The organism is Haemophilus parainfluenzae (assembly GCF_014931275.1).
Classification (GTDB): domain Bacteria; phylum Pseudomonadota; class Gammaproteobacteria; order Enterobacterales; family Pasteurellaceae; genus Haemophilus_D.
Genome location: NZ_CP063110.1, coordinates 89,139 through 109,024 on the forward strand (window position 1 = coordinate 89,139; position 19,886 = coordinate 109,024).

Here is a 19,886-nt window from a genome sequence, read left to right on the forward strand (position 1 = left end):
TTCCTAAAGGGAAAACTATGTTAAATCGTTACCCATTATGGAAGAATCTAATGGTGATCCTTGTGGTCGCCATTGGTGCTTTATACTCTCTTCCAAATATCTATGGTGAAGATCCAGCGGTGCAAATTTCCGGTACTCGCGGACAACAAGCAGACACCACCGCATTAACTGAAGTACAAAATGTACTGAAAGAAAATAACCTTCCAACCAAATCTATCGTTCTTGAAAATGGCTCCATTCTTGCCCGTTTCACCAACACAGATGACCAACTTCTTGCCAAAGATAAAATTGCAGAAAAACTAGGCAACAACTACACCACGGCATTAAACCTTGCACCGGCAACACCGGCTTGGTTAAGCAGCATTGGGGCTAACCCGATGAAATGGGGTTTGGACTTACGTGGTGGTGTACGCTTCTTAATGGAAGTGGACATGAATTCTGCGCTTGCTAAACGTCAAGAACAGTTACAAGACACATTACGCAACGAATTACGTAAAGAAAAAATTCAGTTTACGGCGATTAAAAATGGCGACAAATTTGGTACAACGGTCACATTAGAAAACGCAGACCAAATGTCAAAAGCAGCGCGTATTATTCGTCAGTTACACCCAACATTAGACGTGTCTGACATTGGTGACAACACCTTAAACCTTGCCCTTTCAGAAGCGGCATTAACAGAATCACGTAACTTAGCCATCGAGCAAAACTTAACGATTTTACGTAAACGTGTCGCTGAATTAGGCGTAGCTGAAGCGGTTATCCAACGTCAAGGTGCAGAACGTATCGTTATCGAATTACCGGGTGTTCAAGATACTGCGCGCGCAAAAGAAATCTTAGGGGCAACCGCAACACTTGAATTCCGCATTGTGAATTCATTAGTGAACCCTGAATCCGCTGCTCGTGGTATGTTGCCTTCTGATACAGAAATCAAATATGACCGTCAAGGTCGACCTGTTGCGCTTTACAAACGTGCGGTATTGGGTGGTGAACACATCATCAACTCAAGTTCTGGTTTAGACCAAAACACCAGTACGCCACAAGTAAGTGTAACCTTGGACAGTGAAGGCGGCGAAATCATGTCGCAAACTACCAAGAAATACTACAAAAAACCAATGGCAACCTTGTATGTAGAATACAAAGACAACGGTAAAAAAGACGAAAATGGCAAAACCATTTTAGAGAAAAATGAAGAAGTCATTAACGTCGCAACCATTCAAGGGCGCTTTAGTTCTAACTTCCAAATTACGGGTGTAAGCAGTTCTGCAGAAGCACAAAACCTTTCTATGTTATTAAAATCAGGAGCATTAATCGCGCCAGTGCAAATTGTTGAAGAACGTACAATCGGTCCTTCTCTTGGTGCACAAAACGTAGAACAAGGTATTGATGCAAGCTTCTGGGGCTTAATTGCCGTCATAGTATTCATGCTGATTTACTATAAAATCTTCGGTATTATCGCAAGCTTCGCCTTGGTGATTAATATCGTTTTATTAGTCGGATTGATGTCTATCCTACCAGGTGCAACACTCACCATGCCAGGGATTGCGGGTATCGTATTAACCCTGGGGATGTCGGTGGATGCCAACGTACTTATTTTTGAGCGTATCAAAGAAGAAATTCGTAATGGTCGTCCAATCCAGCAAGCCATTAACGAAGGTTATAATGGTGCATTCACCTCTATCTTCGATGCGAACTTAACCACAATTTTAACGGCAATCATTCTTTATGCTGTGGGTACTGGCCCAATTCAAGGCTTTGCAGTAACCCTTGCATTAGGTGTGGCAATTTCAATGTTTACAGCGATTACCGGAACACGTGCTATCGTGAACTTCATATACGGCGGTAAACGTCTTGAAAAATTATCAATTTAGGTAGGATAAGATGAGATTATTTGCAAAAGATAAAAACGGACATTTTATCCGTGAAGTGAATGGGATTAAATTGCCATTCCCTCTCACTGAATTTATGAAAGTGAGATTTGTGGGATATGCATTTTCTGTGATTTTGATGGCGATTTCCCTCTTCTTCATTGTGACAAAAGGCTTTAACTGGGGCTTGGATTTTACCGGTGGTGTGGTATTTGATACTCATTTCTCACAACCGGCTGATTTAGAGAAAATCCGTGGCACATTAAATCAAAATGGTATTGCAAGCCCGATTGTACAAACAACCGGTTCTGTACAAGACGTGATGATTCGTTTGCCGGCTGACAATAACGATTCTGCTATTGGTGATCACGTTAAAAGCATGCTCCAAACGATTGATCCGAATATTCATATTAACAGTATCGAATTCGTCGGTCCGAACGTCGGTGAAGAACTAGCTCAAGGTGCGGTTTATGCGACTCTTGCTACCTTGGCAATGATGTTAATTTACGTGGGTTCACGTTTTGAATGGCGTTTAGGTTTTGGTGGTATTGCCTCACTTGCGCATGACGTGGTGATTACACTCGGTGTATTCTCTGCATTACAAGTCGAAATGGATTTAACCTTCGTGGCGGCGATTCTTTCCGTTGTAGGTTATTCTATCAACGATAGTATCGTGGTATTCGACCGTGTGCGTGAAAACTTCCGTAAAATTCGCCGTGTAGAAACTATCGATATTATTGATATTTCCTTAACGCAAACCTTATCGAGAACCATCATGACATCTCTCACAACGCTTCTTGTTGTGATTGCCTTGTTCTTCTTTGGTGGTCCATCAATTCATAACTTCTCATTAGCGTTATTAATTGGTATCGGTTTTGGTACTTACTCATCAATCTTTATCGCGATTGCGATTGCTTATGATATCGGCCTACGCCGTGAACATATGATTCCACCCAAAGTGGATAAAGAAGTAGATGATTTACCTTAATCTATTAAACATCAGATAAAAAGAAAGCCACCATAACGGTGGCTTTTTTATTGCTAAAATTATGACATTTTATGACTGCACTTTAGTCGTTTACATCACCTAATAAAGCCGCATATTTCTTCGTTGATTCAGAGCTTTCCAAGGTAATTTTAAACGCCATTGTTAATGGCACTGAAAGTAACATACCGACTGTACCGAGCAACCATCCCCAGAAAAGCAACGAAAAGAATACGACCAAGGTAGAAAGCCCTAAAGTTTTTCCCATCATTTTTGGTTCAATAATATTACCAATCACAATATTTGATGCAATGATACCAGCTGTCACGCCCATACCCACACCAAATCCATTCAGCAATAACGCTTGGACAACAATCGGCACGGCTGCAATAATCGAGCCAATATTTGGAATGTAATTTAATAGGAAGCTTAAGGTTGCCCATAAAATCGCATATTGGACATCCATTACATCCAACAAAATCCACGTCGAGACGCCGGTAAGCAAACTAATCACCGTTTTCACACCAAGATAACTAATCACACCATCTAAAATACGATCGATGTGATGTTCTTCCGCGACAACATCATGTTCATTATCACTTAAAACTAAAGCAAGTTTATGCTTCATGGTTGGTGCTTCAAGCAGCATAAAAATCACCGCTAAGATCAACACAAAAACATTCGTCACCACGCCAGAAAAGTTTAATAACAAACGGCTCACAAAGTTCATGATCACACTTGGATCAAAATGCTCCATAATGGCTTCGCGAGAAATCACAATCGGCAATTTCAGTTTTTGGGCTAATGCCATAAAGTCATTTATACGCTCTGAAAGCAGTACTTTATATTGCGGAATAGAACGCGTAAATTCTTGCACACTGCTGTTAATTAATCCCGCGAGGAAAAAGAATACAATTAAAATCAAAATAAACAACAAGGCAATCGCAATACCATGTGGTACTTTGCGTTGTGTCATTGCTTTAATCACTGGCGAACAAATAATGGCAATAAATAATGCCAATAAAAAAGGCACGACAATCTCTGCCGCCAGTTTAATTCCCGCAAACACAATCACTAAAGCCGCCATAGCGACTACAGTGCGGTTAAAATTTAAGTTTTTTTCCACTAAATGGCTTCCTCATTTTCTTCGCCTGTACGAACACGGATCACGCGTTCTACATCATAAACAAAGATCTTACCATCACCGATTTTGCCTGTTTGGCAAGTTTCAACAATGGTTTCAAGGCATTGTTCAAGCAAATCATCTGGCACGACAATTTCGATTTTCACTTTAGGCAGAAAATCCACCATATATTCCGCACCACGATAAAGCTCTGTATGCCCTTTTTGACGACCAAAACCACGGACTTCAGTCACCGTCATTCCGCTAATGCCAATATCAGATAGATTTTCACGCACATCATCTAATTTAAATGGCTTAATAATGGCTTCGATTTTTTTCATCTTATTTCTCCAAATTTTCGCGACGTGCGGCTTTCGGTCGGAAGCTTGTAATCACTTCAGGCTTGGTATCAATATAAATACCATCGATTAATTGCAAGCAGTAAGGCACCGCACTAAAAATTCCTTTCACTAAGACTTTGCCTTGCTCATCTTTCACGCCTTCTAAAGTTTCTTTGATGGCTTTTGGCTGACCCGGTAAATTCAAAATCAAACTATTTTTACGAATCACACCAACTTGACGAGATAAAATCGCTGTCGGCACAAAATGTAAACTCACTTGACGCATTTGCTCGCCAAATCCAGGCATTTCACGATCGGCTACTGCTAACGTGGCATCAGGTGTCACATCACGTTTTGCCGGACCTGTACCGCCCGTTGTGAGCACTAAATGACAATGGTGCTCATCCACTAATTCTTTCAGCGTTTGTTCGATTAATGGTTGCTCATCTGGAATTAATCGCGTTTCCACTTCAAAAGGATCCACCAACGCTTGCTCTAACCATTGTTGTAATTCTGGAATCCCTTGATCTTGATACACACCACTTGATGCACGATCTGATACTGAAACCAAACCAATTTTTAAAAGTGCGGTCATTTTTTTCCTCATTTTTATACGCAATACACAGCGTCATTCTACCCTATTTTATCTTTTACCAAAGCATAAAAAAGCCATTTAGCTTTCACTAAATGGCTTTCATTTTACAAATTATTGTCTGGCTTGAACTTTGCCATCCACATAATCCACTGTGACCACTTTACCTGGTAATAATTGACCAGATAGAACTTGTTGTGCCAAGCTGTTTTCGATCTCTTGTTGGATTGCACGTTTTAATGGACGCGCCCCATAAATTGGGTCGTAACCCACTTCACCAATGAAATCTAATAAAGCTTCAGTAAACACTAATTCGTAACCACGAGTTTCCATACGTTTTGCTAAACGTTCTAATTGGATACTTGCAATCGCACGGATATTATCTTTACCAAGTGGGTGGAATACCACAGTTTCGTCAATACGGTTGATGAATTCCGGACGGAAATGTTGGCTCACCACTGACATCACTAAGGCTTTCATTTCACCATAGCTTTCGTCTTTACTACCTTGGATCAAATCAGAACCCAAGTTAGAGGTCATAATCACCACCGTGTTACGGAAGTCCACAGTACGGCCTTGACCATCAGTTAAACGACCATCATCCAATACTTGTAACAAGATATTGAATACATCCGCATGGGCTTTTTCCACTTCATCAAGCAAAATCACCGAATATGGACGACGACGTACAGCCTCAGTTAAGTAACCACCTTCTTCATAGCCTACGTAGCCTGGAGGCGCACCCACTAAACGAGATACGCTGTGTTTTTCCATAAACTCTGACATATCAATACGCACCATCGCATCTTCGCTGTCAAAGAGGAATTTCGCTAAAGTTTTGCAAAGCTCAGTTTTACCTACACCAGTTGGACCTAAGAATAAGAAAGAACCAATTGGGCGGTTAGGATCTGAAAGCCCTGCACGGCTACGACGAATCGCATTTGCTACGGCATCGACTGCCTCTTCTTGACCGATCACACGTTTGTGCAATTCTTCTTCCATGCGTAAGAGTTTTTCTTTCTCACCTTCCATCATTTTAGAAACTGGAATGCCGGTTGCTTTAGAAAGTACTTCCGCAATTTCTTCATCTGTCACACGATAGCGTAATAGGCTCATTTCTTTGCCTTCACCGGTTTCAGCGGCAGCAAGTTGTTTTTCCAATTCTGGAATACGACCGTATTGAAGCTCAGACATTTTGCTTAAATCGCCAGCACGACGTGCTTGCTCCATTTCAGTTTTCGCCGCATCTAACGCTTGTTTGATGTGTTGAGAACCTGAAAGCGCTGCTTTTTCTGACTTCCATACTTCTTCAAGCTCAGCATATTCACGTTCTTTGTCAGAAAGTTCTTTTTCTAACATTTCTAAACGTTTACGGCTTGCTTCGTCTTCTTCTTTTTGTAACGCCTGTTGTTCCAATTTTAATTGGATGATACGGCGTTCAAGACGATCGAGCGGCTCAGGTTTAGAGTCAATTTCCATACGGATACTAGAAGCCGCCTCATCGATTAAGTCGATGGCTTTATCCGGCAATTGACGATCGGAAATATAACGATGCGAAAGTGTTGCCGCTGCCACGATTGCTGGGTCAGTAATATCTACATGGTGATGGATCTCATAACGCTCTTTCAAACCACGTAAGATCGCAATGGTATCTTCCACACTTGGCTCATCCACAAAGACTTTTTGGAAACGACGCTCAAGTGCAGCATCTTTCTCGATATATTGACGATATTCGTCTAACGTTGTTGCACCCACACAGTGTAATTCACCACGTGCCAAACTTGGTTTTAATAAATTACCTGCATCCATCGCACCGTCAGTTTTACCTGCACCAACCATGGTATGGATTTCATCAATAAAGAGGATCACGCGACCTTCTTCTTTTGCAAGTTCATTTAATACCGCTTTTAAACGTTCTTCAAATTCACCACGATATTTAGCACCTGCAATCAAGGCACCCATATCTAAAGAAAGGACACGTTTGTTTTTCAAGCCTTCCGGTACTTCACCATTGACAATACGTTGTGCCAAACCTTCCACAATAGCGGTTTTACCTACACCAGGCTCACCGATTAATACTGGGTTGTTTTTGGTACGACGTTGCAATACTTGAATGGCTCGACGAATTTCTTCATCACGACCAATAACTGGATCGAGTTTGCCACTTTCAGCACGAGCTGTTAAATCAATCGTATATTTTTCAAGAGCTTGTCTGCTTTCTTCTGCATTTTGATCGTTCACGCTTTGTCCTCCGCGAATATGTTGAATCGCTTGTAAAATTTGTTCTTTTTTCGCACCACATTTTTTCAAAATGTCATTTAATGCGCCACGCTCTTCAAGCGCCGCTAATAAGAACAATTCACTGGAAATAAATTTATCTTGTTTTTGTTGTGCTAATTTGTCACATAAATTCAATAAGTTGAGTAATTGACGAGAAATTTGCACGTCTCCGCCATTACCTGACACTTGTGGCAATTTATTCAATTCTGCGTTTAATTCATTACGTAATAACGCGACATTCACGCCACTTGCTGTCAAAATCGGTGCAATTGAACCGTCTTGTTGATTTAAAAGTGCGGCCAATAAATGCACTGGTTCGATAAACTGATTATCTTTACCAAGCGCTAATGACTGTGCTTCACTAAGTGCTTGTTGGAATTTAGTGGTAAATTTTTCAATATTCATATCTTATCTTCTCCTGCATAAAATACTTGGGGTCATCCCCTTTATGAGTAATTAAATAAGACCCTTTTTTGGTATTTCAAGAGAAAAAATAGACTATTTTTAATTTTTTCTATCAAACTTTACGTCTTGATAGGTTTAAGCAACTAAGATTTGATGAAGTGGCACGTCCCACACTTCTGTGGGAAGCTGTTCGACTTGCTGACATTGATGGGCTAATCCCACAGGGATAAAAGAAGTATTTTGCCAATGTTGTAAGGTACGATCATAAAAACCACCGCCCATACCTAGACGATTTCCTTGTTTATCAAACGCGACGAGTGGCGTAAAAAGAATATCTAATTCATCCAAAGGCAATACGTTTTGCACATTGAGTTTGGGCTCACAAATGCCAAATTTATTTTTCAGCATCGGTGTATCTGGCAAATAACGTAAAAACAAAAGGTGGTTAGGATTGAAAGGGTGTAATACCGGCAAATAAACGTGCTTATCTTGTGCCCAAAGGGTTTTAATAAGTTTATCTGTGGAGATTTCTCCATCAAAGGAAACATACAAGGCAATATGCTGCGCATTTCGTTCTTCAATTAATGCAAGAGCTTGTTGAGTAATGGAATCTTCCGCCTGTTGCTGCTGAAGTGCGGTCAAATTTGCTCGTGTTTTACGAATTTGTTGACGGAGTTGATTGCGAAGCGTTTGCTGTGTTGATTTCATTCGATTGGAAAGAATGGATTTAAGAGAAAGGTCCCAGAGTGCCGCTACGAGTAGTAGTCCTTGAACCCGACGGTCCAAGGAAACCGGTAAGGCCATTTTTAGGTTTCTTTAGTCCAATGACAAAGTCAAAGGTCAAGCCTACACACCAATGGCGGGAAACCGATTTATAAAGTTCTAAGTATCGGCTCAGGGACATAACCCATCCACGAACACCCCAGGAAATCTTTTAAATTTATACTAGCTCAATTTGATTGGTTTGACTAGCCTTTATTTGAATAATTTTGCTTATTCAAGCACGTCCCACAAGGGACGGGATTATTTTTTAACCGGTTGAATTAAATCAGACTCTTCCGGTTTTTTCACGTCCGCAAATTGTTTATCTTTATTCGCATCGATGACTTGTTGAGTTTGACTCGCTAATTGTTGTAAACCCATTTTTTCATAGGCTTCTTTCATTAAGAATAAACCTTCGTAAGTCGCTTTGGCATCTGGATATTGTTGTAACATACCCACTACACGGTTTGCTACAGCTACCCATGCATCACGTTTTGCATAGAATTTTGCAATTTCTAATTCATGACGAGCTAATGAATCTTTGATGTATGCCATACGTGCTACTGCATCTTGTGAATATGGGCTATTTGGGAACGCACGCACTAAGCTTTGGAAGTTTGAAAACGCCGTTTTCATTGAAGTTGTTTCACGCGTTGCACGATCGATACCAAAGAAGTCTTGAATCATGTTATCAGCCGTTGCCAAGTTAGTTAAACCCGCCATATACACTGCATAGTCACGGTTTGGACTTTGTGGGAATTGGTGTAAGTAGTTATCTACAGTTACCAACGTTGCGGTGTAATCTTGCGTTTTATAGTTTGCATAAATTAAATCAAGCATTGCTTGCTCTTGGTAAGTACTACCAGGGAAACGCTCTGTTGCTGCTTTTAAATAACGAATCGAGTCAGAATAGCTTCCTTCTTGCAATGCTGCGGCCCCTTTTGCATAAAGATCATCAACAGAAGCTTGTTCCACTTCTTTATTACCACTGCTACAAGCTGCAATCGCGAATGAGGTCAATGCAATAAGTGCAAGAGATTTTATTTTACGCATTCTTTTTTCCTTAATTTTTACGAAAATCAATAAATAAGTTACAATTAACGAATATTGTATAGAACATTACACAATAAGCCAACTTTTTAAATTTTTAGATGGATTTTTTATGCCACAAATGACCTTAACGGCTGAAATTCAGCCCGAACAAATGGGACAGCGTTTAGACCAAACCCTCGCAGAGTTGTTCCCAGAATATTCCCGTTCGCGTTTAAAAACCTGGATTGAAGCAAAACAGGTAAAAATGAACGGTGAAATTGCCGATATTCCACGTGCAAAAGTTTATGGCGGAGAGCAAATTGAGATTTCGGTAGAAGTGGAAGATGAAAACCGTTTTGAGCCACAAAATATTCCACTCAATATCGTTTATGAAGATGACGATATTATCGTGATTAACAAACCTAAAGATCTCGTCGTCCACCCTGGTGCAGGCAATCCGGATGGCACGGTACTTAATGCACTACTCTATCACTATCCACCTATTGCCGAAGTACCGCGCGCAGGAATTGTGCATCGTTTAGATAAAGACACAACGGGTCTCATGGTTGTTGCTAAAACGATTCCTGCACAAACGAAACTCGTGCGTGACTTGCAAAAACGCAAGATCACTCGTGAATACGAAGCCGTCGCCAGTGGCATTATGACCAAAGGTGGAACCGTAGACCAACCAATGGCTCGCCACGCGACAAAACGCACATTGATGGCGGTTCACCCAATGGGTAAACCCGCTGTGACGCACTACCGCATTATGGAAAATTTCCGTAATTACACGCGTTTACGCTTACGTTTAGAAACCGGTCGAACTCACCAAATTCGTGTGCACATGGCACATATTGCGCATCCATTATTAGGTGATCAAACTTACGGAGGTCGTCCTCGCCCACCTAAAAATGCAAGCGAAGCCTTCAATGAGGTTCTGCGTAATTTTAAACGCCAAGCCTTACATGCGGTTATGTTGCGTTTAGCTCACCCAATTACAGGTGAAATGATGGAATGGTATGCCCCATTGCCAGATGACTTTGTCGAATTACTGCATGCCTTAAAAGCGGATTACCTCGAACATAAAGACGAATTGGATTATTAAGATGAAAGCCATTGTTCCAAACTGGAATGTTCCACCACATATCCAAGCGTTTACAACTACGAGAGAAGGTGGCGTAAGCCTGCCGCCTTTCGATAGTTTCAATTTGGGTGATCATGTCGAAGATGATAAAAGTGCGGTCAAAACTAACCGCACTTTATTGGTCGAAAAATTTAATCTGCCACATTTCCCGTTGTTTTTAACTCAAACGCACAGCACTCGTGTAATTACGGTGCCTTATGAGGGTAATAATTTAGAGGCTGATGCGGTTTACACCAATCAACCTAACCAAGTATGTTTGGTGATGACAGCTGATTGCTTACCGGTTTTATTCACCAATAAGCAAGGGACTGAAATAGCGGCGGCACATGCGGGCTGGCGTGGACTCTGTGATGGAGTGTTAGAAGAAACGATGAAATGTTTCCAATCTGCCCCCGAAGAGATTATTGCGTGGTTTGGGCCTGCTATCGGACCTAATGCGTTCCAAGTAGGCAAAGAAGTGATTGAACAATTTATGGCTTTTGACCCGATTGCAGAAACGGCTTTTCGACCCGATCCGAATGAATCCGGAAAATACCTCGGCAATCTTTATCAAATTGCTACTCAACGCCTCAACAAATTAGGGATTACCCAAATTTACGGTGGGGAACATTGCACATTCAATGAAAAAGAGACCTTCTTTTCCTATCGTCGAGATGGCAAAACAGGAAGAATGGCGAGTCTGATTTGGATAAAAAAATAAACCTATCAATACAACAAACCGCACCTTAAAGTGCGGTTTATTTTTGGCTTATTCTGAATAGTTTTCAAACCAACTTTCTAAAATCAAGCAAGCAGAAATCCCATCTACTTTGCCTTTATTGAGAGCACGATAACCGCCACGTTGGAAAATTTCATCTCGCGCAGAAACCGTCGTTAAGCGCTCATCTTGCAGTTCTACTTTGATACCGAAACGACCATTTAAGCGGTTGGCAAATTTTTTCGCACGAAGTGTTAAATCTTGCTCGGTACCATCCATATTTAAAGGCAATCCCACCACAATAACATCAGGCTTCCAGTCTTTTAAGCATTTTTCAATAGCATCCCAGTTTGGAATGCCATCTTGCGCTTTAAATGCAGGTAAGGCTTGCGCCGTATCCGTGATACTTTGCCCGACTGCACAACCAATGCTTTTTGTGCCAAAATCAAACGCGATTGCTGTGATGGCCATTAACTGTGCCCCACTTGTGAAAAGACAAAATTATGAGGATTAATCCCTAATAATTGATTCGCGGCAGGATAACGATCTTCATAAATCGTTTCAAATAAAATAGTGTCTGAAGCTGGTGCCACTAACCAGGCATTATCTGCAATCTCTTGTTCTAACTGTCCTGCTGTCCAACTTGCACAACCGAGCGCAACAAGATATTTTTCGGGTGCACCCTCTGAACCAAAGGTTTCCACAATATCTGCCGAAGTGGTGAGATACATCTCATCGGTAATTTTATAACTGTGCTCAAATTCTTTCGCGGTTTTCTTATGCAGAATAAAACCACGCTCAGAATGTACTGGGCCACCCGCAAGTACAAGTTCATTGCTAAAAGTGCGGTCATTTTTCATCATAAAATTCATTTTTGAATACAACTCAGCAATGCTTAAATCGGTGGGTTGATTAATCACTAAACCCATCGAACCTTGCTCATTATGCTCACACATATACACCACGGTATTTTGGAAATAATCCTCCAACTGTGGCATCGCAATTAAAAATTGCCCTTGTAAATCCATCATTATCCCAAATCTCCAAAACAAATTTGCAACGCACTAATCGCCGCTAAAGAGGCTGTTTCTGTACGTAACACACGCTTTCCTAATAAAATTTCAGTAAATCCTTGTTGTTCAGTTTGAGCAATTTCTTGAGGTGATAAACCGCCTTCTGAACCAATAAGCAAACGAACACCTTCTTTTGGAATAGAAGGCAAGGTTTTAATTGAATATTGGGCTCTTGGATGTAAATTCAATTTCAACGCGCCATCATTTTCTGCACACCAATCTTGTAATTTCATTAATGGACGAATTTCTGGCACAACGTTACGGCCACATTGTTCACAAGCTGCAATAGCAATTTTTTGCCATTGCTGGATTTTCTTATCCATACGTTCACCATCCAACTTCACGCCACAGCGTTCTGACCATAATGGTGTAATCACATTCACGCCCAATTCCACAGATTTTTGAATAGTAAATTCCATTCGATCGCCGCGTGAAATAACCTGCCCTAAATGAATCGATAAATTCGACTCCTTATCACTCAATTCACAACCAAGAATTTCCACTTTAACGGCTTTTTTGCTCGCTTCAATAATTTTTGCTGGATAAATATGATTACTACCATCAAATAATTCAATTTGCTCACCTTCAGTCATGCGAAGTACACGCCCTACATGATTAGCCGCATCCTCTGAAAGTTGGCAAGTAGATTGATTTTTAAGGGATTCTGGATGATAAATTCTTGGAATACGCATAATATTGAGTCTTTGATATAAGGAAAAAGTGCGGTCATTTTCAACCGCACTTTTAATATTATTCTGTTGCTAAATCTTTTGGCAAACTTTCTAAAATGGCTCGCCAGTAGGCGGAGGTAACTTGTTTGTGTTTACGAATACATTCCACCACTAAATCAGATTGACCTTTTTCACAAATATCACGCAATTCTACATAAAAATCATGTGTCACTTGGCGATGTTTTTCGTTACTAAAGAATAGCAAACCAATTTTATGATAAACCCCACGTAAGCTATTGAAAATTAAACGATAGAAAGGTTTATTAGCCATTACGGTAAACTGACGAAATAAGGCATAGTCAAATTCCATGTAGCTTTCAGCGGTATTCTCTAAAGCATCCATCCCTTTGAACAAGGCTGCAGAAGCTTTAGGTGAATTTTTTACTGCCTCATAAATATAAGATTCTGACATGCGACTACGCAATGACAACATATTTTCAATAATTAACGGCGCACTTTGGCGATCTAAGGTAATTAAGGTTTCAATGATGCTTGGACCAGCTGTATCCCAAATATCATTGACTTTTGTCGGCTTGCCGTGTTGAATGGTAAGCCAGCCATCACGAGCCAAACGCTGTAATACTTCACGTAATGTGGTGCGTGTTACGCCGATTTTATCAGCTAAATCACGCTCAGAAGGAAGATTGGTGCCGGCGGGAAATACATCATCCCAAATACTTCTAACAATATATTCTTCGGCAAGCGCAGCTGGGCTTTGAGCCCGTAAAAGGGTATTATCTGTTTGCATGAGTATGAAATAAATATAAAAAAGTCTAAAAAGATCAAAAAAATGTGATTTATTGAATAAATCTTTAACTGGTCTATTATCCTTTAAAGCAGTATATATTACAATGATAGGACTATAAAAAACGGAGTTCAATATGACTTACACACAAGCTTTTATGAAAAACTTTCTGGGCTCGAGCCCTGATTGGTATAAATTAACTATTATTGCCTTCTTGGTAATTAACCCAATTTTATTCTTTTGGGTAAGCCCATTTGTGGCGGGTTGGGTACTCGTGGCTGAGTTTATTTTCACCCTAGCAATGGCATTAAAATGCTATCCTCTTCAACCGGGTGGTTTATTAGCCGTTGAAGCTATTGCTATTGGTATGACGAATGCAGAGCACGTTAAAGCCGAGATCATGGCAAACTTTGAAGTCGTTTTACTTTTAATCTTTATGGTGGCCGGTATTTACTTTATGAAGCAACTTTTGCTTTATGTGTTCACCAAATTATTAGTCCGTATCCGTTCTAAAATCGTACTTTCTGTCGCGTTCTGTTTTAGTGCTGCATTTCTTTCAGCTTTCTTAGATGCACTTACTGTTGTTGCAGTAATTATCAGCGTAGCTATGGGTTTCTATGGGGTTTATCACAAAGTCGCATCCGGTAAAACACTACAAGATGCAGTTGATATTTCTGATGATAACAAAATTAAAAATCACGAAACTCTCGAAAAATTCCGCTCTTTCTTACGTAGCTTAATGATGCATGCAGGTGTGGGGACAGCACTAGGTGGTGTAATGACCATGGTGGGTGAACCACAAAACCTGATTATTGCAGAACAAGCAAAATGGAACTTCATTGAGTTCTTCTTCCGTATGGCGCCAGTAACCATCCCGGTATTTATCTGTGGATTACTCACTTGTGTTTTAGTGGAAAAATTTAAAGTATTTGGCTATGGCGAAAAATTACCAGAAGAAGTATGGAAAATCTTGGCTGATTTAGATCGTGAAAATACACAAAAAATGTCTAAACAAGATAAAGTACGTCTTTCTGTTCAAGGTCTTATCGCGATTTGGTTAATCTTAGGTCTAGCGTTCCACTTAGCCGCTGTTGGTCTAATCGGTTTAAGTGTGATTATTCTTGCGACTACCTTTACTGGTGTAACCGATGAGCACGCTATTGGTAAATCATTCCAAGAAAGCTTACCTTTCACTGCGTTATTAGTGGTATTCTTCTCTATCGTTGCGGTAATTATTGATCAAAAACTCTTTGGTCCAATTATCCACTTCGTATTAAGTGCAGAAGAGAAAACTCAGTTAGCCTTATTCTATGGTTTCAACGGTTTACTTTCTGCAATTTCTGATAACGTATTCGTTGCAACGGTTTACATCAATGAAGCAAAAAATGCGCTTACAGCTGGGTCAATTGCACCACACCAATTTGAATTACTTGCGGTCGCAATCAATACAGGTACAAACTTACCTTCTGTAGCAACGCCAAACGGTCAAGCTGCATTCTTGTTCTTACTAACATCGTCTCTTGCACCGTTAATTAAACTTTCCTATGGTAGAATGGTCTATATGGCATTGCCTTACACCATCGTATTAACTGTGGTGGGTTTCCTTGCTATCGAATTTATCTTACCAGATATGACAATTTTGCTTGCGAAACTTGGCTTAATTCTTCCTATTTAGTGAAGCATAAGGAGAAAGAATGCTCGACTTTTTTAAGCAATTATCCCTTAAACGTTCAGCGTGGATCTTTTTGGCATTTACCGCTTTTGCCTTAGAATCGACCGCACTTTATTTTCAATACGGCATGGGTTTACAACCTTGCGTACTTTGTGTTTATGAACGTTTAGCTGTTGTGGGTTTATTCGTCGCTGGTCTTATCGGCGCCTTAGCCCCAAGTTCGCTTATTATCCGCATTCTTGCTCTTATTGTGGGTTTATTTAGTGCAATTAAAGGATTAATGATATCTATCCGTCACCTTGATTTACAAATGAACCCTGCACCGTGGAAACAATGTGAATTTATACCTAACTTTCCGGAAACTTTACCATTCCATAAATGGCTACCCGCAGTCTTCAATCCGACAGGTAGCTGTAATGAAAGTCAATGGTCACTCTTCGGTATTACTATGGTGCAATGGCTCGTGTTTATTTTTGCTGTTTATGTCCTTGTATTGGGATTAATTACTATTTCACAAGTGAAGAAAAGCAGAAGAAGACGCCTCATTTTTAAATAATCTAACTACACGCTAAAAAGCCTAGAGATATTCTCTAGGCTTTTTTATTACTGAAAGTCATTCTGTACTCAATATTATTCAAGAAAGAAATACCAGTAAGGCATTAAGACTAGCCAAATAAAGGCACTGAGAATAACAACAAATTTGAAACTGAAATGTTTGGTTTTATGGCGAAAGCGCTTCATCCCGCAATAAACACCAATAAAACCACCAAGAAGACTTAATAGGAAGAAGGTATTTTCAGAAATTCGCCAGCCGTGACGAACCGCGCGGACTTTATCTTTCCACATTAAAAAATAAGCGGCGATATTTACCGCCGCTAACATTACAAATAAAAGCTGAATCAGCATTATGCGTAAACTAGAAGATCAAAAAACAATAAAAAGAATAGTTAATTCTAACACATTGACCATGTATTACGCCCATCCTTTTGTACGGATAAACATAAAGTAAGCTCTATTTTTATAGCATCTCGCATGCTTTTTCATATCCAGCTTCACAGGATTTTTTAAACCATTGAGTAGCGAATTTGCGGTTGCGTTTTGTCCCAAAGCCATTGTCATACATCGCACCTAAATTATACATTCCCTCAGGACTGCCGTTTTCAGCAGCAAGTTGGAAATAGAGAAAGGCTTTTGCATCATCTTTTGGTACTCCTAGCCCATTAAAGTGAAGGATACCTAATTCATTTTGTGCTTCACCGTTCCAGCTTCCGCCCGCCAATTCATAACATTCCCATGCAGACTTGTAATCTTTTTTAATAGTATCGCCATAAGTATAAAGAAATCCGAGTTGATAATAAGCTTCTGTGACGTCTTTTTTTACTGCTTTTTTATACCATTTGATCGCTTCTAGTTCATTTTTTTTGACTAAAACACCTGAACTATATTCAAACCCTAAATTATAATAAGCTAGCCCATGACCTTGATCGGCACTACGATGTAGCCATTTCATCGCTTCTTCGCTATTTTGTTCAACTCCTTCGCCTTTTGCATAGCGGTTATAAAGGCTATTTTGTGCATCTGCATCGCCTTGTTCGGCGGCAGCTTTATACCATTTAAAGGCTTCTTCATAATTCTGTTCAATTTCATCACCTCGAACGTAAGCCATCGCTAAATCCTTTTGCGCCTCAAGATTGCCTTCTTTCGCTCGTTCAAGTAATGCATCAAAATCATCACGCACAGCAAGACGACTTTGCAGCTGTTGCACTGAACGTTCGACATTCTCTCCTGATTCTTTTGCAAGTAGATAAAACTCTTGAGCTTTTTCTAAATTTTGTGGCACATTACCTAGCCCTTCCTGGTAAATCTCAGCCAATTCCCAAGCCGCATCCCTCATTTGGTATTCTGCTGCTAGCTCTAACCATTTCAAGGCTTTCTGGCTATCTTGTTGAACCCCCTCACCTCTTTTATAAGCATTACCAACATAGTAATAGGCATCAATTAAGCCATTTTCAGCAGCTTTTAAATACCATTTGAAGGCTTGCTTTTTATCCCCTTTAAAATCGTGTAAATTTGCTAAACCATACATTGCATTAGGAAACCCCATTTCAGCAGCTTTGGTTAGGTATTTTTGCGCTTCAACATAATTGGTTGGAATATCCTCGTGAGCGTTGTAGAGTATCCCAAGGTTATTATAAAGCGTCATTAAATCTTCATTGGTTAAATCTTGTTTATTCTTCTCAGCAAACAAGTAATATTCCAATGCTTTAGGATAATTAATTGGAACGTCATATCCTATAACGCCATCATATACCTGTGCTAAGAGGTATGAAGCAAGCCCATTATTGTCATATTTCTCTAGCATTTGCATGCCTTTAAATGTGTCTTGCTCCACGCCAATGCCTAAAAGATAGAATCGTCCCAAATTGATTGTCGCTCGTTTATCGCCCTGACGAATGCCTTGCTCAAACCATTCCACTGATTTTTCAGGCTCCCCCATATCATCATAAAGTGCGCCAATATTACTTGCCGCCAATGGATAACCCAATGCATTCGCGCGGTGATATAACGTCATCGCTTTATCGTAATCAGCTTCTACCACCTCTCCAATATGATAAAAACGTCCTAACTGATACATTGCCTCAGCATCCCCTTGTTCTACACGTTGCTGTAATGTTTCAAGGCTGTTTTTATCAGTTTTTCGAAATAAATTAAATAATGTTTTAAGCATGGATTTCCTTTGGAGAGATAAATGTATTTCAGTTGAGTACAAAAGTGCGGTCAGATTTTCAACTAAATTGGATAATAGGCTCAGCACCGTTAAACCACTATCGTGGCAATTTAAGTAAGCATAATGGAGGCTGGTTTTTACCCAGGCTCTTTAGGCTGAAGAATTAATATATTTATCGTTTAGTTGAGCTACCAAATAATATAGTATTTTATTCAACTATTCAATTGCTCAGAAAAATAGTTACTATAATATCAAGCGATTAGCTCTCCATCTCTCAGTGGAGAATAGAAAAATTGAAATAAAAAACGGCAACATCCTTTACTGATGTTACCGTTTCTTTTAACAATGATTAAAAATTAGCTTGCGTAAACAGGAAGACGTTTGCAGATTGCCAATACTTTTTCTTTGGTTGCTGCAATCACTTGCTCTTCGTTTTCTTTGCCTAATGCATCTAATACATCACACATCCAACCGGCTAGTTCACGACAGTCTTGCTCGTTAAAGCCTCGACGAGTCACAGCTGGTGTACCAACACGAATACCAGAGGTCACAAATGGTTTTTGTGGATCATTTGGTACGGAGTTTTTATTAACGGTGATATTCGCTTTACCTAGTGCTGCATCTGCTGCTTTACCTGTTAAGCCTTGTTTGATGAAACTGACTAAGAATAAATGGTTTTCTGTGCCATTTGAAACCACGTCATAACCACGTTGTTTAAACACTTCTACCATTGCTTTCGCATTTTTAATCACGTTTGCTTGGTATTCTTTATAAGCAGGCTCTAATGCTTCTTTGAAACATACCGCTTTCGCCGCAATAATGTGAACCAATGGACCACCTTGGTTTGCAGGGAAAACTGAAGATTGTAAGCGTTTATAAAGCTCTTCATCACCACAAGAAGAAAGGATTAAACCACCACGTGGACCACCTAAAGTTTTATGGGTAGTCGTTGTTACAACATGTGCGTATGGTAATGGGTTTGGATATAAACCTGCTGCGATTAAGCCCGCAACATGAGCCATATCAACAAATAAATACGCGCCCACTTCATCCGCAATTTCGCGCATTTTTTTCCAATCTACCACTTGAGAATAAGCAGAGAAACCAGCCACGATCATTTTTGGTTTATGTTCTAACGCTTTTTGACGCACATCTTCATAGTCGATTAAACCATCAGCAGTGATACCATAAAGTACAGAATTATAGATTTTACCGGAGAAACTCACTTTTGCCCCATGGGTTAAGTGACCACCGTGTGCTAAATCCATCCCTAAAATGGTATCGCCCGCATTGATTAATGCACCATATACTGCCGCATTTGCTTGTGAACCTGAGTGTGGTTGTACGTTCACATAATCCGCACCAAATAACTCTTTCGCGCGATCAATCGCCAACTGCTCCACAATGTCTGCGTACTCACAACCGCCGTAGTAACGTTTACCTGGATAGCCTTCTGCATATTTGTTGGTAAACTGAGAACCTTGCGCTTCCATTACGCGTGGACTCGCATAGTTTTCAGATGCGATAAGCTCGATATGCTCTTCTTGACGACGATTTTCGTCCTGAATGGCTTGCCATAGAACCGGATCGTAATCAGCGATGTTCATACTTTTTTTAAACATTGTGTTTTCCTCGTTGTTTGAATTATTTGTGTATAGTTTACCTGTTTCCAGGCAAAAACTTAACCAAAAATTTCGACCATATTTTTCAT

The 19,886-nt window shown here is 40.1% G+C and carries 19 protein-coding genes and 1 other RNA gene; 6 read left to right on the forward strand and 14 right to left on the reverse strand.

All coding sequences use genetic code 11. The features are described from left to right. The first annotated feature begins 17 nt into the window (after window positions 1–17). The gene (gene secD / locus INQ00_RS00430; protein WP_197546972.1) at window positions 18–1,868 is read left to right on the forward strand and encodes a protein translocase subunit SecD; all 1,851 of its coding nucleotides are present in this window, start codon (window positions 18–20) and stop codon (window positions 1,866–1,868) included. A 10-nt stretch (window positions 1,869–1,878) separates the two neighbouring features. After that, window positions 1,879–2,853, forward strand: coding sequence for a protein translocase subunit SecF (secF, locus tag INQ00_RS00435; RefSeq protein WP_054419816.1), 975 nt, complete (start codon window positions 1,879–1,881; stop codon window positions 2,851–2,853). 82 nt (window positions 2,854–2,935) lie between these two features. Here secF and INQ00_RS00440 read toward each other — a convergent pair whose 3' ends face one another. From INQ00_RS00440 to INQ00_RS00470, 7 genes are all read right to left on the reverse strand, one after another. Further along, window positions 2,936–3,976 (reverse strand): AI-2E family transporter, encoded by a 1,041-nt coding sequence (locus INQ00_RS00440; RefSeq protein WP_197546973.1) that lies wholly within the window; start codon window positions 3,974–3,976, stop codon window positions 2,936–2,938. Next, window positions 3,976–4,314: a nitrogen regulatory protein P-II gene (gene glnB / locus INQ00_RS00445; protein ID WP_049362317.1), complete on the reverse strand. Its 339-nt coding sequence runs from the start codon at window positions 4,312–4,314 to the stop codon at window positions 3,976–3,978. Before glnB ends, INQ00_RS00440 begins: the two co-directional genes overlap by 1 nt. 1 nt (window position 4,315) lies before the next feature. Further along, window positions 4,316–4,909: a molybdopterin adenylyltransferase gene (mog, locus tag INQ00_RS00450; RefSeq protein ID WP_049362318.1), complete on the reverse strand. Its 594-nt coding sequence runs from the start codon at window positions 4,907–4,909 to the stop codon at window positions 4,316–4,318. Between the two features lie 111 nt (window positions 4,910–5,020). Continuing rightward, entirely contained in the window at window positions 5,021–7,591 is a 2,571-nt protein-coding gene (clpB, locus tag INQ00_RS00455; protein WP_111387372.1) for an ATP-dependent chaperone ClpB, read from the reverse strand. A gap of 135 nt (window positions 7,592–7,726) precedes the next feature. Next, window positions 7,727–8,299 carry a 5-formyltetrahydrofolate cyclo-ligase gene (locus tag INQ00_RS00460; RefSeq protein WP_197546974.1) on the reverse strand — a complete coding sequence of 191 codons (573 nt, stop codon included), beginning with the start codon at window positions 8,297–8,299 and terminating at the stop codon, window positions 7,727–7,729. A gap of 26 nt (window positions 8,300–8,325) precedes the next feature. Then, window positions 8,326–8,523, reverse strand: a non-coding RNA gene (ssrS, locus tag INQ00_RS00465) — 6S RNA. A 91-nt stretch (window positions 8,524–8,614) separates the two neighbouring features. Further along, a complete protein-coding gene (locus INQ00_RS00470; protein ID WP_005697879.1) occupies window positions 8,615–9,406 on the reverse strand; it encodes an outer membrane protein assembly factor BamD in 792 nt (263 codons plus the stop codon). A gap of 109 nt (window positions 9,407–9,515) precedes the next feature. Between INQ00_RS00470 and rluD the strand changes: the two genes are divergently transcribed. Together rluD and pgeF are read left to right on the forward strand one after the other, a co-directional pair. Further along, window positions 9,516–10,490: a 23S rRNA pseudouridine(1911/1915/1917) synthase RluD gene (gene rluD, locus INQ00_RS00475; protein WP_065243051.1), complete on the forward strand. Its 975-nt coding sequence runs from the start codon at window positions 9,516–9,518 to the stop codon at window positions 10,488–10,490. A 1-nt stretch (window position 10,491) separates the two neighbouring features. Then, a complete protein-coding gene (gene pgeF, locus INQ00_RS00480; RefSeq protein WP_197546975.1) occupies window positions 10,492–11,229 on the forward strand; it encodes a peptidoglycan editing factor PgeF in 738 nt (245 codons plus the stop codon). Window positions 11,230–11,277: 48 nt separating this feature from the next. Here pgeF and ruvX read toward each other — a convergent pair whose 3' ends face one another. The 4 genes from ruvX to fadR are packed head-to-tail and all read right to left on the reverse strand — an operon-like array spanning window position 11,278 to window position 13,778. Next, window positions 11,278–11,697, reverse strand: coding sequence for a Holliday junction resolvase RuvX (gene ruvX / locus INQ00_RS00485; protein WP_197546976.1), 420 nt, complete (start codon window positions 11,695–11,697; stop codon window positions 11,278–11,280). After that, window positions 11,697–12,257 carry a YqgE/AlgH family protein gene (locus tag INQ00_RS00490; RefSeq protein ID WP_197546977.1) on the reverse strand — a complete coding sequence of 187 codons (561 nt, stop codon included), beginning with the start codon at window positions 12,255–12,257 and terminating at the stop codon, window positions 11,697–11,699. The genes ruvX and INQ00_RS00490 overlap by 1 nt, the downstream gene beginning before the upstream one ends. Next, window positions 12,257–12,991, reverse strand: a complete 735-nt coding sequence (gene rsmE, locus INQ00_RS00495; protein WP_049384563.1) for a 16S rRNA (uracil(1498)-N(3))-methyltransferase — start codon at window positions 12,989–12,991, stop codon at window positions 12,257–12,259. The genes INQ00_RS00490 and rsmE overlap by 1 nt, the downstream gene beginning before the upstream one ends. A 58-nt stretch (window positions 12,992–13,049) precedes the next feature. Further along, the gene (gene fadR / locus INQ00_RS00500) at window positions 13,050–13,778 is read right to left on the reverse strand and encodes a fatty acid metabolism transcriptional regulator FadR (protein WP_197546978.1); all 729 of its coding nucleotides are present in this window, start codon (window positions 13,776–13,778) and stop codon (window positions 13,050–13,052) included. Between the two features lie 133 nt (window positions 13,779–13,911). On the opposite strand from fadR, the gene nhaB reads away from it, so the two are divergent. Beyond that, window positions 13,912–15,450: a Na(+)/H(+) antiporter NhaB gene (gene nhaB, locus INQ00_RS00505; protein WP_197546979.1), complete on the forward strand. Its 1,539-nt coding sequence runs from the start codon at window positions 13,912–13,914 to the stop codon at window positions 15,448–15,450. Window positions 15,451–15,469: 19 nt separating this feature from the next. Then, entirely contained in the window at window positions 15,470–16,003 is a 534-nt protein-coding gene (gene dsbB, locus INQ00_RS00510) for a disulfide bond formation protein DsbB (RefSeq protein ID WP_197546980.1), read from the forward strand. 74 nt (window positions 16,004–16,077) lie between these two features. Here dsbB and INQ00_RS00515 read toward each other — a convergent pair whose 3' ends face one another. From INQ00_RS00515 to glyA, 3 genes are all read right to left on the reverse strand, one after another. Next, a complete protein-coding gene (locus INQ00_RS00515) occupies window positions 16,078–16,353 on the reverse strand; it encodes a DUF1294 domain-containing protein (protein ID WP_197546981.1) in 276 nt (91 codons plus the stop codon). A gap of 112 nt (window positions 16,354–16,465) precedes the next feature. Next, window positions 16,466–18,175, reverse strand: coding sequence for a tetratricopeptide repeat protein (locus tag INQ00_RS00520; RefSeq protein ID WP_197546982.1), 1,710 nt, complete (start codon window positions 18,173–18,175; stop codon window positions 16,466–16,468). 356 nt (window positions 18,176–18,531) lie between these two features. Next, window positions 18,532–19,797, reverse strand: coding sequence for a serine hydroxymethyltransferase (gene glyA, locus INQ00_RS00525; RefSeq protein ID WP_054419842.1), 1,266 nt, complete (start codon window positions 19,795–19,797; stop codon window positions 18,532–18,534). Window positions 19,798–19,886 lie beyond the last annotated feature (89 nt).